The sequence below is a fragment of the Tsukamurella strandjordii genome (genome assembly GCF_039525985.1).
Lineage (GTDB): Bacteria > Actinomycetota > Actinomycetes > Mycobacteriales > Mycobacteriaceae > Tsukamurella > Tsukamurella strandjordii.
In genome coordinates, this window is record NZ_BAAAII010000006.1 from 192098 (window position 1) to 204744 (window position 12647).

The 12647-nt window shown below is 70.2% G+C and carries 13 protein-coding genes; 9 read left to right on the forward strand and 4 right to left on the reverse strand.

The features are described 5' to 3' along the window. Window positions 1-100: 100 nt before the first annotated feature. The 3 genes from ABD108_RS12170 (at window position 101) to ABD108_RS12180 (ending at window position 5352) form a co-directional block, all read left to right on the forward strand. Complete coding sequence (locus ABD108_RS12170; RefSeq protein WP_343930429.1) at window positions 101-4225, forward strand: NAD-glutamate dehydrogenase; 4125 nt, start codon at window positions 101-103, stop codon at window positions 4223-4225. Between the two features lie 87 nt (window positions 4226-4312). Then, window positions 4313-4711, forward strand: a complete 399-nt coding sequence (locus tag ABD108_RS12175; RefSeq protein WP_305111650.1) for an acyl-CoA thioesterase — start codon at window positions 4313-4315, stop codon at window positions 4709-4711. Next, window positions 4708-5352 carry a DUF8185 domain-containing protein gene (locus ABD108_RS12180; protein WP_220659451.1) on the forward strand — a complete coding sequence of 215 codons (645 nt, stop codon included), beginning with the start codon at window positions 4708-4710 and terminating at the stop codon, window positions 5350-5352. Before ABD108_RS12175 ends, ABD108_RS12180 begins: the two co-directional genes overlap by 4 nt. A gap of 12 nt (window positions 5353-5364) precedes the next feature. Here the strand turns inward: ABD108_RS12180 and ABD108_RS12185 are convergent, their stop codons facing one another. Continuing rightward, window positions 5365-5982 carry a MerR family transcriptional regulator gene (locus tag ABD108_RS12185; protein ID WP_305111522.1) on the reverse strand — a complete coding sequence of 206 codons (618 nt, stop codon included), beginning with the start codon at window positions 5980-5982 and terminating at the stop codon, window positions 5365-5367. Window positions 5983-6057: 75 nt separating this feature from the next. Between ABD108_RS12185 and ABD108_RS12190 the strand changes: the two genes are divergently transcribed. Continuing rightward, window positions 6058-6543 (forward strand): DUF4188 domain-containing protein, encoded by a 486-nt coding sequence (locus tag ABD108_RS12190; protein ID WP_220659449.1) that lies wholly within the window; start codon window positions 6058-6060, stop codon window positions 6541-6543. Window positions 6544-6550: 7 nt separating this feature from the next. Here ABD108_RS12190 and ABD108_RS12195 read toward each other — a convergent pair whose 3' ends face one another. Both ABD108_RS12195 and ABD108_RS12200 read right to left on the reverse strand, forming a co-directional pair. Continuing rightward, the gene (locus ABD108_RS12195; RefSeq protein WP_343930430.1) at window positions 6551-8146 is read right to left on the reverse strand and encodes a glycoside hydrolase family 13 protein; all 1596 of its coding nucleotides are present in this window, start codon (window positions 8144-8146) and stop codon (window positions 6551-6553) included. A gap of 63 nt (window positions 8147-8209) precedes the next feature. Continuing rightward, window positions 8210-8614, reverse strand: coding sequence for a globin (locus ABD108_RS12200; RefSeq protein ID WP_220659447.1), 405 nt, complete (start codon window positions 8612-8614; stop codon window positions 8210-8212). A 79-nt stretch (window positions 8615-8693) separates the two neighbouring features. On the opposite strand from ABD108_RS12200, the gene ABD108_RS12205 reads away from it, so the two are divergent. The 4 genes from ABD108_RS12205 (at window position 8694) to ABD108_RS12220 (ending at window position 11663) form a co-directional block, all read left to right on the forward strand. Beyond that, complete coding sequence (locus ABD108_RS12205; RefSeq protein WP_343930431.1) at window positions 8694-10145, forward strand: sensor domain-containing diguanylate cyclase; 1452 nt, start codon at window positions 8694-8696, stop codon at window positions 10143-10145. Window positions 10146-10288: 143 nt separating this feature from the next. Further along, entirely contained in the window at window positions 10289-10876 is a 588-nt protein-coding gene (locus tag ABD108_RS12210; RefSeq protein WP_220659445.1) for an HNH endonuclease, read from the forward strand. A gap of 63 nt (window positions 10877-10939) precedes the next feature. Continuing rightward, window positions 10940-11194, forward strand: a complete 255-nt coding sequence (ctaJ, locus tag ABD108_RS12215) for an aa3-type cytochrome oxidase subunit CtaJ (protein ID WP_220659444.1) — start codon at window positions 10940-10942, stop codon at window positions 11192-11194. Beyond that, a complete protein-coding gene (locus tag ABD108_RS12220; RefSeq protein ID WP_220659443.1) occupies window positions 11181-11663 on the forward strand; it encodes a DUF5130 domain-containing protein in 483 nt (160 codons plus the stop codon). Before ctaJ ends, ABD108_RS12220 begins: the two co-directional genes overlap by 14 nt. Window positions 11664-11719: 56 nt before the next feature. On the opposite strand, the gene ABD108_RS12225 is transcribed toward ABD108_RS12220, so the two are convergent. Next, window positions 11720-12040 carry a YchJ family protein gene (locus ABD108_RS12225; RefSeq protein WP_343930432.1) on the reverse strand — a complete coding sequence of 107 codons (321 nt, stop codon included), beginning with the start codon at window positions 12038-12040 and terminating at the stop codon, window positions 11720-11722. 99 nt (window positions 12041-12139) lie between these two features. On the opposite strand from ABD108_RS12225, the gene ABD108_RS12230 reads away from it, so the two are divergent. Continuing rightward, window positions 12140-12601 (forward strand): nuclear transport factor 2 family protein, encoded by a 462-nt coding sequence (locus tag ABD108_RS12230; protein ID WP_220659442.1) that lies wholly within the window; start codon window positions 12140-12142, stop codon window positions 12599-12601. Window positions 12602-12647: the final 46 nt, after the last annotated feature.

The window sequence follows — 12647 nt, forward strand, 5'->3', positions numbered from 1 at the left end:
GAGCACGCCCGTGGCGCTGTCCGCGATCGATCAGTCCGCATTTTCCCGAACCGCTGCGTCGGTGTCGACGCAGCCGCCGGGACGGTCCCCGTCGGACTTCATGACGTGGCTCGCGGACGGGAACGCCCGGGTGCTCGGCAGTTGGAGCGACGGTGCCGGTACCGGCGTGCTGACCGAACCCGCGCCTGCCGTGCGCGCCGTGCTCGACGCCCTGCCGACTCCCGCCCCCGGCGACATCTCGGTGGTCGAGCTGGCGCAGCCGCTCGGCGACGCAGCGGGCGCCCCGTTCCTGCTCGCCGCCACGCCCGGCGACGGTGGTCCCACCGTTTGCTACGCGATGGCGCTCACGGTGCTCGGCCTGCACGACAACGTTTTCGACATCCCGATGGTGGGAGCGAAGATCGAGCGCGTGCTCACCCGCATCGGCGTGGACCCGGCGGATTCGCAGAACCAGCGGCTCATGGAGTACATCCAGACCTTCCCCCGGCTCCGGCTGATCGTGGGCGACGAGGACGAGCTGGCGCGGGTGTTCGGCGGCCTGCGCGAACTGAGCGACGGCGACCTCGCCCTGTTCCTGCGCACCGACAAGCTCGCCCGGTTCGCCACCGCCCTGGTCTACCTGCCCCGCGATCGGTACACCTCGCGCGCGCGGGGCGTGTTGATCGACGTCCTCGAAGACGAGACCGGTATGCGGGTCGATCGGTTCACCGCACGGGTCACCGAATCAGCCATCGCCCGAATCCAATTCGTACTCCTCCCGCGCGACGAATCGGCCGTCCCGGTGTTCCGGGCGGAGGACGAGGCGCGCATCCGGGGCCGGCTCGGTGAGGCCAGCCGCACCTGGGACGAGGACGTCCTCGCGGCGGCGGCAGCATCCGGCGCCGACGTCGACACCGTTCGCACCTACCTCCCCGGCTTCTCCCCGAACTACAAGGAGGACCAGGCTCCCGAGCTCGCGCTCGCCGATGTCGTGCGCATCGACGCCCTCCCCGCCGAGGGCATGGACCTGGTGTTCTACGAGCCGCCCGGCGACCAGGGCGGGTTGCGGTTCGCCATGTTCCTCACCGGGGGACGGGTCACCCTGTCGCAGCTGCTCCCCGTGCTCCAGTCGCTCGGCGTGGAGGTGCTCGACGAGCGGCCGTACACCGTGCGCCGCCCCGACGGCGTGACCTGCACCGTGTACGACTTCGGTCTGCGCGCCCCGAAGGCGCTCCGCGACGCCGTCGTCGCCGGAGTACCCGAGGCCGATCTACCGGCGCACCTGCAGGAGCGCCGCGGCCTGGCGAGCGCCGGCGCGGCAGCCGTCTGGCGCGGCGAGTGCGAGGTGGACCGGTTCAACGAGCTGATCCTGGCCTTCGGACTCGACTGGCGCCGGGTGGCGCTGCTGCGCGCCATCGGCCAGTACCTGCGGCAGTGCGGCTTCGGCTACAGCCCCGGCCACATGGCCCAGGTGCTGCTCGACCACCGCGACGCCGTCCTCGCGCTGCAGCGGCTCTGGGGCGCCGCCTTCGACCCGGTGGCTGCGGACGCGGACGCCGCCGTCCGGGCCGAGTCCGATGTCCAGGCGGCGCTCGCGGCCGTCACCAGCCTCGACGCCGACCGGATCCTGCGGGCCTACCTGCACGTGGTGCAGGCCACCGTGCGCACCAATTTCTTCGCCGAGAAGCCGGTGATCTCGCTCAAGCTCGAGCCCGGCCGGATCCCCGAGGCGCCCAAGCCGCGGCCCCGCTTCGAGATCTTCGTGTACTCGCCGCGCGTGGAGGGCGTGCACCTGCGGTTCGGCATGGTCGCCCGCGGCGGCCTGCGCTGGTCGGATCGGCGGGAGGATTTCCGCACTGAGATCCTCGGCCTGGTCAAGGCCCAGGCGGTGAAGAACGCCGTCATCGTTCCCGTGGGCGCCAAGGGCGGATTCGTGGTCAAGAACCCGCCCGAGCTCATCGGCGACGCCGCCGTCGACCGCGATGCGCAGCGCACCGAGGGCGTGGCCTGCTACCGGGCCTTCATCTCCGGCCTGCTGGACGTGACTGACAACCTCGGACCCGACGGCGAGGTGCTGCCGCCCGAGCGCGTGGTCCGCCGCGACGGGGACGACACCTACCTCGTGGTGGCTGCCGACAAGGGCACCGCCTCGTTCTCCGACATCGCCAACGACGTGGCCTCCGGATACGGATTCTGGCTCGGCGACGCCTTCGCCTCCGGCGGCTCCGAGGGCTACGACCACAAGGGCATGGGCATCACCGCCCGCGGCGCGTGGGAATCGGTGAAGATGCACTTCCGCGAGATGGGGATCGACACCCAGGCCGAGGACTTCACCGCGGCCGGCGTGGGTGATATGAGCGGCGACGTCTTCGGCAACGGCATGCTGCTGTCCGAACACATCCGGCTGGTGGCCGCGTTCGACCACCGCGACATCTTCCTCGACCCGAACCCCGATGCGGCGGTGGGCTTCGCCGAGCGGCAACGCCTCTTCGCGCTCCCGCGCTCGTCGTGGAAGGACTACGACACCGACAAGATCAGCAAGGGCGGCGGCGTGTACAGCCGCGACCAGAAGTCGGTGCCCATCAGCCCGGAGGTGCGCGCCGCGCTGGCCCTGCCCGACGACGTCACCGAGCTGACACCGCCCGAGCTCATGCGCGCCGTGCTGCTGGCCCCCGTCGACCTGCTGTGGAACGGCGGAATCGGCACCTACGTCAAGGCGTCCACCGAGACCGATCTGGCGGTGGGCGACCGCGCCAACGACGCCATCCGGGTGAACGGCAACGAGGTGCGCGCCAAGGTGATCGGCGAGGGCGGCAACCTGGGCGTGACTCCACTCGGCCGCATCGAGTTCGACCGCAACGGCGGCCGGATCAACACCGATGCCATGGACAACTCCGCCGGTGTGGACTGCTCCGACCACGAGGTGAACATCAAGATCCTCCTGGACCGGCAGATCGCGGCGGGCGCCATCGAGCCCGCGGAGCGACACGACCTCCTGGTCTCGATGACCGATGACGTCTCGCGATTGGTGCTGGCGGACAACGTGTCCCAGAACCTCGCACTGTCGGTGGAGCGCTCGCTGGCACCGAAGATGGTGGACGTGCACGCCCGCATCCTGACGGACCTGTCCCGCAACCGCGGCGTGGACCTGCGCCTGGAGGCACTGCCCACCAAGAAGGAGACCGACAAGCTGCAGGCGTCCGGCCAGGGGCTCAGCTCACCCGAGCTGGCGAACCTCATGGCACACGTGAAGCTGTCGATCAAGGACGATCTGCTCGCGGGCGATCTGCCCGATAACGACGCGCTCGCCGCGCGTCTGCCCGATTACTTCCCCGACCGGCTCCGCGAGCGCGCCGGCGAGGCCGTCTTCGCGCATCCGCTGCGCCGGGAGATCGTGGCCACCCAGGCCGTCAACGAGCTGGTGGACAACGCCGGGGTCAGCTTCGGTTTCCGGCTCTCCGAGGAGACGGGTGCGGGTGCGAGCGATGCCGTGCGGGCCTTCGTGGCCGTGAGCCGCGTCTTCGACCTGCCCGCCACCTGGGGCCGGATCCGGGAGCTCCCGGTCTCGGCGGCCGAGACCGCCGCGCTCCTCGCGGAGAGCCGCCGGGTGCTCGACCGTGGAGCGCGGTGGATGCTCAACAACCGGCCGCAACCGATCGCGATCGGCGCCGAGGTCAACCGGTACGCGACCCGCATCGCCGCCTTGACCGCGGCGATGGGCGAGTGGGGGATCGAGTACGACTCGCAGGCCTGTGCGTCCGCCGACCGGGCCGAGACGGCCGGGGTTCCCACCGATCTCGCGCTCAGCGTGAGTCGCGCCCTGTACCGGTTCAGCCTGCTCGACGTGATCGACATCGCCGACATCACCGAGCGGGAGGACGATGAGGTGGGCCGCCTCTACTTCGCGCTCATGCAGCACCTGCGCGTGGACCGGATGCTGGGCGCCGTCGCCGAGCTGCCGCGCGGCGACCGGTGGAGCGAGATGGCGCGGCTCGCCCTGCGCGACGACCTGTACGGGGCGCTGCGCGCCATCACCGTCGAGGTGCTCAACTTCACCGACCCGGAGGAGCCCGCCGACCAGAAGATCGCGGACTGGGAGTCGCACAACGCGCGCAGCCTGCAGCGCGTGCGGTCGCTGCTGGCCGAGATCCTGGACGCCGAGGACGGCGACGCGCGCGTGAACCAGGAGTCGACGCTGTCGGTGGCCACGCGGGCGCTGAGGTCGGTGCTGCGCAGCGTCGGCTAGCGTGGCGGGGTGACCGAGTACAGCTTCACCGCAGCGGGCGTCACCGGCGTCCGGACCACCTTCGACGACGGCGGTGCGGGCCTCACCGTGCCGGTCGATGTGCGCTGGTCCGATATGGACGTCTACCAGCACATCAACAACGCCCGCATGGTGACGCTGCTCGAGGAGGCGCGGATCCCGCTGCTGTTCGCACCCGATGCGCCCACCCGCGACCTCCTGGACGGGCTGCTCCTGGCCAAGCTGGAAGTGGAGTACCGGGGGCAGCTGCGGCACCAGGACTCGCCGCTGCAGGTGACGCTGTGGACCTCCGCCGTGCGAGCGGCCGACTTCGTGGTGCACCACGAGGTGCGGCCGGTCGGTGCCGACCCGGGGACGGCGCCCGCGGTGGTCGCGACGGTGCGGCTGGCCGCCTTCGACGTGGCCGAGCAACGGGTGCGGCGCCTCTCCGGTGATCAGCGCGACTACCTGAAGTCGTTCTCCCGGTGAGTGATCGGCGGCTCACCGTCCCGGGGCCGGCGCGGGCCGACCTCGCGGCCTTCGCCACCCGGCTGCTGCGCACGGACGATTCGGCGGTCCTGCGGGTGCGCCGCCGCGACGACGAGCGCGTGGAGATCTGGGGCCGCACCGGATTCGGCGTGCTGGTGGTCCGCGTCCTGGCGGGCTCGGTCGCGCCGGAATCGTTGGTGTGCAGCGCGACGACGGTCCTCGAATCCGTGCGCGCCGATCCGTCGGGCCTGGACGGTGGCTACGTGGACGTGGGCTTCGCACTCGACTCCGCCTGGCGCGGCGCGCTGCCGCCGACCGACGGTTTCGTGCACGTCGACGACGTGCCGGCGGCGGCGCTGCGCCGGGTGGCCGAGCGCGGGGTCGAAGTGGGGCGCGAGGCCGGTGGACCCGCCGGCCCGCCGCAGTCGTTGCTGGACTCCGACGTGGTCAGCGTGAGCGGCGCCGGACAGACGGTGCCGATCGGTCTGCGCACCGCGTTCTCGTTGGAGGCCATGGGGTTCTCCGCCGACGGTGCGGACGAACCCGTCCGAGTATCGGCGTCCACCACCTGGGTGCGGGTGGACGCGCGCTACGGCTCGCTCTACCAGCGACGCGAGGCGGGGCCGAGTCTGCTGGTCTGACGCGCGGCCCGGTCAGTCCACCGGATCGAGCCGCCGTGCAGTGCAGTCCTGTTGTGCCAGGCGGCGCAGGGTCTGCAGGACCTTGTCCGAGAGCACCGTCCCCACCACGGCGGTACGAAGGGCCTGCGCATCGTCGTCGGAGAGGGTGTCCAGATCGGCGGCCGCGATGCTCTCCGCGGCGTCGGCCCACCGGGCGAGCGTCTCCTGCCCGCCCACATCGCAGCTGGCGACCAGGGTCTTGAGCTGCGCGCCGAGCTGCGGGATGAGCACGTCGCCGTCCTGGATGCGCCAGCCGCGGTCGGCGACGAACGCCGCCGCGAGCGCGGTCCACTCGGGATCGCCGACGAACGCGGTGGATTCGGTGAGGGCCTCCTGTGCCACCCCGAGCAGGTCGTGCCGGGGCACCGCCGGACTGTCCAGCGCGTCGAGGACGCGCCGCACCTGCGCCAGGGACAGCCCGCCGGACTCGACCAGCGCACGGATCAGCCGTACTCGCTCGGCGTGCTCGGGCCCGTACTCCGACTGCGTCTTGGTGACCGGTTCACCGGGGGCGAGGAGCGACTCCCGCAGGTAGTACTTCAGCGAGGCGGTGCTGACGCCGGTCTCGGCGGAGAGCTCGGACAATTTCATGCCTCGATCTTGACATGGGATAGTTACACTCTCCAATATGGGTAGTGGTACTATCCAATACTCAGGGAGACGCTCATGAACCACGACATGCAGACCGACACCCACGACGGCGACCTGGTCGTGTTCCTCCTGGGCATGCAGCCCAGGAGGACATGGCGGCTGGACCAGACCCTCTTCGTCGGGCGCTCGATGCGGCGCATGCAGGTGGAGATCGAACGCGATCGCGCCCGCGGTGGAGCGATCGGCTACCTCGGCGGCTTCAATGCGATCGCACCCTCCGGCCCGCTCGTGGTGCAGTACTGGCGCAGCTTCGAGGACCTCGAGCGCTACTCGCACTCCACCGATTTCGAGCACCGTCCGGCGTGGCTGAAGTTCTACTCGATGACCCACACGGCAGGGGCGTCGCGGGTCGGCATCTGGCACGAGACCTACCGCGTGCCCGCCGGCGCCCACGAGAGCATCTACGGCGACCTGTCCAACCCCGTCGGCCTGGCCGCGGCGGTCGGTGCCCAACCTCTGGCCCGGCGCGGCCGCACCTCGCGCGAGCGCATCGGCGCCTGATCGCGGGTCAGGCCAGCCAGCAGGACGCGTTCGGCGGTAGCAGGCCGTCGACGAGCGGTGCGCTGGCCAGGATCACCTCGCCGGCGGGCAGCTCGACAGGGGCCTCGGAGGCGTTGAGCACGCAGGTGAGCCGGCCGCCGACACGGCGGAAGGCCAGCGCACCGGGGCGCGGCGAGCCGAACCACTCGATCGCGTCGCCCTGGAACTCCGGCCGCATCCGGCGCAGTTCCAGGGCCGTCCGGTACAGGGTCAGCGTGGAGTCGAGGTCCTCGAGTTCGGCCTCCGCGGTGAGGTCCTTCCAGTCCGCCGGCATCGGCAACCACGTGTCCGGGTTCGTCGAGAAGCCGTACGGCGGCAGCGTGCCCTGCCAGGGCAGCGGCACCCGGCAGCCGTCGCGGCCGCGCTCGGTGTGGCCGGAGCGCTCCCAGGTCGGGTCCTGCAGCGCGTCGTCGGGTAGGTCCACGTTCGGCAGGCCGAGCTCCGACCCGTTGTAGAGGAACGCGGTCCCCGGCAGCGCCAGCTCCACCAGGATCATCGCCCGCGCCCGCGCCTCACCCAACGAACCACCCCCGTACCGCGTGACCTCGCGCGGCACATCGTGATTCGACAGGGTCCAGGTGGGGATGCCGCCCACCGACTCGACCGCGATGAGCGAGTTGTCGATTGCATCGCGGATCTCGCGGGCGTCCCAGGCGGCCTCGGCCAGCCGGAAGTTGAACCCCAGGTGCAGCTCGTCCGGACGGATGTACTCCGCGAACCGGTCGTTGTCCTTGACCCAGATCTCGCCGACGGTCACCCGGCCCGGGAATTCGTTCATCACCGAGCGGATCCGGCGGTGGATCGCGTGCACGCCGGGATCGTTGAACCGCAGATCGTTCTCGTCGTTGTCCATGATCTTGTTGTTCGCCAGGTCCATGTCCGGCAGACCGTCCGGCTTGGCCATACCGTGCGCCACATCGATGCGGAAGCCGTCGATCCCGCGGTTCAACCAGAACCGGAGCGTGTTCGCGAGGTCCTGGAAGACGTCTTCGTTGTGCCAGTTCAGGTCCGGCTGCTCGGGCGCGAAGATGTGCAGGTACCACTGCCCCGGCCGGCCGTCGGCCTCCGTGACGCGATGCCACGCGGGACCGCCGAAGATGCTGGGCCAGTTGTTCGGCGGCTGATCGCCGTTCGGTCCGCGGCCCTCGCGGAAGATGTACCGGTCACGCTCGGGGCTGCCGGGGCCCGCCGCCAGTGCGGCCTGGAACCACGGATGCTGATCCGACGTGTGGTTCGGTACCAGGTCCATCGTCACCCGGATCCGGCGCGCGTGCGCAGCCCGGATCAGGTCGTCCATGTCCTGCAGGCTGCCGAACAACGGGTCGATGTCACGCGGATCGGAGACGTCGTAACCGTGATCGGCCATGGGGGAGCGCATCACCGGCGAGAGCCACAGCGCATCGATGCCCAGCAGCTCGAGATACCCCAGCCGGTCGATGACGCCCCGCAGATCGCCGACGCCGTCGCCGTTCGAATCGGAGAACGAGCGCGGGTAGATCTGATAGAAGGTCGCGTCCTTCCACCACGGCGCGGAATCGTCGTACTGGCCGGCGGGCGGCGTCATCTCACTCCTCGTTCTTCCCGGACGGGTGAGCCGGGAATCGTGCTGGGCCTTCGGGTGGGCCGCTCAGGCGCCCATCGGGGTGTTCACGAGCATCTGGGCAGCCATTTCACAGTAGGCCCTGAGCTCCTGCTTGCGGGACGGGTCCATGCGGTCGTCGCCGATCGACGCGATCGCCACGTCCATGCACCGCAGCCATGCATCGCGCTCGAGTTCGGTGATCCGGAAGGGCACGTGGCGCATCCGCAGCCGCGGGTGCCCCCGGCGCTCGGAGTACGTGCGCGGACCGCCCCAGTACTGCTCGAAGAACATGCGCAGGCGGTCCTCCGCGGGCCCCAGATCCTCCTCCGGGTACAGCGGCCGCAGGAGCTCGTCCGCGGCCACCTCCACGTAGAACCGGTGAATCAGGTCGCGGAAGGTCTCGGCTCCGCCGACGGCGTCGTAGAAGGTCGGTTGGCTGGGGCTGCTCACACCCTCCAGTCTCGCACGGCCGACGATGCGCCCCGCTCCGCTGTTGCAGGCTCACAACACAGGATTACGCTGTCGAGCCGTGAAGGAATCCGAAGCAGGTGCTGATCGCGAGCGGGACACCGCTCGCGATGGCGTCGGCGACGGTGCCGTCGGCCTCGAGGAGGCGCTCGCCGAGATCGCTCGGCTGCGTCGATTGGTGGACTCCCTCAGCGCGGCGGTGGACTCGACCGCCGATATGGCGGACCTGCGCCGCCTGCGCCACGTCCAGGCGATCGCCGACGCCGCGCCCGATTCCCTGTACGTCAAGGACACCGAGGGCAAGTACCTCTTCCTCAACGCCGCCGCGCTCGAGGTGGTGCAGGCCACCGACCGGCCGATCTCCGAGGTCCTCGGACACGACGACAGCGGCTTCTTCGCCCCGGAGACCTTCGAGCAACTCCGGGCCAACGACCAGCGCGTCATCACGACCGGGATGCCGCTGGAGATCCACGAGGAAGGGTTGATCGGCGGACAATGGCGGATCTACCGCTCCCTCAAGGCGCCCTACCGCGACCCCTTCGGCCGCATCATCGGCCTGATCGGCGTCTCCCGCGATGTCACCGAGACCTGGCGTTCGGCGGAAGCACTCGCGCGCGCCGAGGCCCGCTGGCAGGTGGCCGTCGACAGCTCGGGCGACGGGATCTGGGACTGGGACCTGGCGACCGGCGCCGTCTTCTACTCCTCCCGGTGGAAGACGATGCTCGGCTACGAGGAGGACGAGGTCGGCGACAGCGCACGGGAATGGGAGAGCCGGGTGCATCCCGATGATCTCGAGGCGGCACTGATGGCGATGAGCAGCCACATGCGCGGCGAGAGCCCCGAGTACTCCTGCGAGCACCGGTTGCGCACCCGCTCCGGCGAGTGGCTCTGGGTGCGCGGCCGGGGACGCGTCATCGAACGCGACCCCCGCGGCAGGATCCTGCGGATGGTGGGCGTCTCCGCCGACATCAGCGCCGAGGTCGCCGAACGGCGCCGGGTCGAGCGGGAGGCGCTGGAACTGGAGCGGCTCGCGGAGATCGACGACCTCACGGGCATCGCCAATCGCCGCGGATTCACCCGGGCGCTCAGCGCCGCCTGGCATTCGGCCGGTGCCACCGGCCAGGACGTGCACCTCGCCCTCATCGATGTCGACGACTTCAAGCGCTACAACGACACCCACGGCCATACCGCGGGTGACCGGGCGCTGCGGCAGCTCGCCTCGGTGGTGGCGCGGGTACCGATGAACGGCGGCGACATCGCGGCCCGCTACGGCGGCGACGAACTGGCACTGATCATGGTGGGAGAACTCGATTTCGCAGCGGTCCTCGAGACCATCCGCGCCGCGGTGCTCGAGCTCGGGCTCGCGCACGACGGTTCGCGACCGGTCACGGTGAGCTGCGGCGGAGCGTCCGGACCGGCCGCCGCCACCACACCGGGCCTGCTGTTGCGCGAGGCGGACCGTCGGCTGTACCAGGCCAAGGCCGCGGGCCGGAACCGCGTCGTCGCGGACTAGGTCACCCGTCGTTCACCGTCCGTCCGCCTGTTCGCCCGGGGAAATGCGCCGAAATCAGCGTGCGGAACCGCCGTCGGCGTGGTGCACTACTTACGGCGACTCCGCCGGGTGCGGCGGGGCCGTGACAGACGTGAGGAGAGTCGATGAAGCGAACGCACGGCGCGGGTGTCACCGCGACGACGGCGCTCGCCGACTCCCGCCCCGATCGCACGGCGTGGGGTAAGCGGCGCGTCCTGCTCCTCAACGCCACCTACGAGCCACTGACCGCGGTCTCGATGCGGCGGGCGATAGTCCTCATGCTCAGGGATAGGGCCGACGTGGTCCATGACGATCCGAACGGTCCGCTGGTGCATTCAGCGGACCGTTCCTTGTCTGTGCCCTCGGTGATCCGGCTGCGCACCTATGTGCGGGTGCCGTACCGGGCGCAGGTGCCGATGACGCGTGCCGCGCTGATGCATCGAGACCGGTTCCGGTGCGGCTACTGCGGCGGCAAGGCCGACACCATCGATCACGTGCACCCGCGATCGCGCGGGGGAGGCCACGGCTGGGAGAACTGCGTGGCCTGCTGCGCCTCGTGCAACCACCGCAAGGCCGACCGCCTGCTCTCCGAGCTGGGCTGGACCCTGCGCACGGAGCCGCGTGCACCGCAGGGGCGGCACTGGCGGCTGCTCTCGACGCTCAAAGAGGTCGACCCGATGTGGAGTCGGTATCTCGACCTGGATGCGGCATAGGCTAAGTTGATTCACGAATGACCGCACGCCGCCGGGTGCCTCGGCGGCAGGAAAGGGGCTGAGGTGAGCATCCTCAACATCGTCGGCACGATCACGGTGATCGCCACGATCGTGATCGTCCTTCTCACGGTGATCTCGATGGCGACCGGTCGCAACGAGAAGTACCAGCAGCCGGGTGAGTACAAGCTGGGCGAGCCGTGGACGCGCGAGCCCCTGCTGTTCAGCGCCGTCGACGAGGCCCCCGTGGCCCCGTACGGTGCGCATCACGACGGTGCGGACGAGAACCTGATCGGAGGTGCCGCAAGTGGCAAGTGGTGATCACGGCAACGCTGTCGCCGTTCCCTCGTCGGACCTGCCCATGGGCACGGTCGTTACGTCGAGCGGACGCATCTCGGCGGCCCGTCAGGCCGGCAACAGCCCGAGCAATCCGCCCTTCTCCCGCGAGGAGCTGATCGGCCTCGACGAGGCACTGATCCGCGCCACCCGCGACGCCAAGGCCCGCTTCTCGGTGTACATCGGCGACCTGGGTGACGACATCCACGCCGGCGCCGAGGCCGTGCTGCGGCAGGCACCCGAGCCCGAGTACGGCGCACTGATCGCGGTGTCGCCGAACACCAAGGACATCGTGGTCGTCACGGGCCGCGAGGTAGCCGACCGCCTCGGCGACAAGGTCGCCCAGCTCGGTGTGACCGCCGCGATCCCGCCCTTCCAGAAGGGCGACCTGATCGACGGCCTCATCGCCGCCCTGCGCGTCATGGCTTCGGCCGTGAAGCCGCCCACGGCGTAACCCGCTTCGCGAAGAGCCCCGGACCACATCGGTCCGGGGCTCTTCCGTGTGCGCGGTCAGTCCGGAAAGGTGCCGTCGACGTACAACCAGCGTCCGTCCTCGCGGACGAAACGCGATCGCTCGTGCAGTACGCCCAGCCCACCGTCCTCGAGGAAGGTGGCACGGAATTCGACGATGCCCTCGGCATCGTCCTCGGTGCCCGCCACGGTGTCCACGATCTGCAGGCCGCGCCAGGTGCGGTCCTCGTCGAGCGTGAGATCCCGCGGGCGGGTATCGGGGTGCCAGGACGCGAGGAGCCACTGCACATCGCCGTCGCGGAAGGCGGCGAACCGCGAACGCATGAGTGCCTCGGCTGTGCGGGGTGGGGTGTCGGTCACGGCGGCAGCCTACCGCTGTCGGCGGGATCACCTTGTGGGCTCGCGTCCGCTGGTGGTTCGATGACAGTGATACTTGAACCTTCAATGATTGGTGGATTCATGACCGAGATCCGACGCGGTCTGCGCACCGCGATCGCCGCCCTGCTGGCCATCGGCGCCCTCCTGTTCGCCGCGGCGCCGGCAACGGCGGCCCCCACGACGCCGAAGCAGGTGGTCACCGCCTTCTACACCGAGGGCTTCGTCAACAAGGACATCGCCGGGGCCGCGCAGCGCTACATCGGCGACACCTACATCCAGCACAACCCCGAGGTCGCCGACGGCCGCGAGGCCTTCGTCAAGGTGCTCGGCCCCGTGGTCGCCGACCCGAAGTACAAGTCCAGCATCGTGCGGATCGTGGCCGAGGGCGACATCGTGGTGGTCTACGCGAAGTCCGTCTACGACGGCAAGGCGCAGGCCGTCGCCGACATCTTCCGCGTTCAGAACGGCAAGATCGTCGAGCACTGGGACGTGATCCAGGACGATCCGGGCAAGACGGTGAGCGGACACCCGTTCATCAGCTGACCCCGACGGCCGCGGCCCCCGGAATCGATTCGATTCCGGGGGCCGC

Coding starts and splice junctions, on each gene's coding strand:
- ABD108_RS12210 (WP_220659445.1), top strand. CDS start 10,289: ATGAAGCGAACGCACGGCGCGGGTGTCACCGCGACGACGGCGCTCGCC.
- ABD108_RS12170 (WP_343930429.1), top strand. CDS start 101: ATGACGTGGCTCGCGGACGGGAACGCCCGGGTGCTCGGCAGTTGGAGC.
- ABD108_RS12230 (WP_220659442.1), top strand. CDS start 12,140: ATGACCGAGATCCGACGCGGTCTGCGCACCGCGATCGCCGCCCTGCTG.
- ABD108_RS12195 (WP_343930430.1), bottom strand. CDS start 8,146: ATGACGCCGCCCGCCGGCCAGTACGACGATTCCGCGCCGTGGTGGAAG.
- ABD108_RS12190 (WP_220659449.1), top strand. CDS start 6,058: ATGAACCACGACATGCAGACCGACACCCACGACGGCGACCTGGTCGTG.
- ABD108_RS12185 (WP_305111522.1), bottom strand. CDS start 5,982: ATGAAATTGTCCGAGCTCTCCGCCGAGACCGGCGTCAGCACCGCCTCG.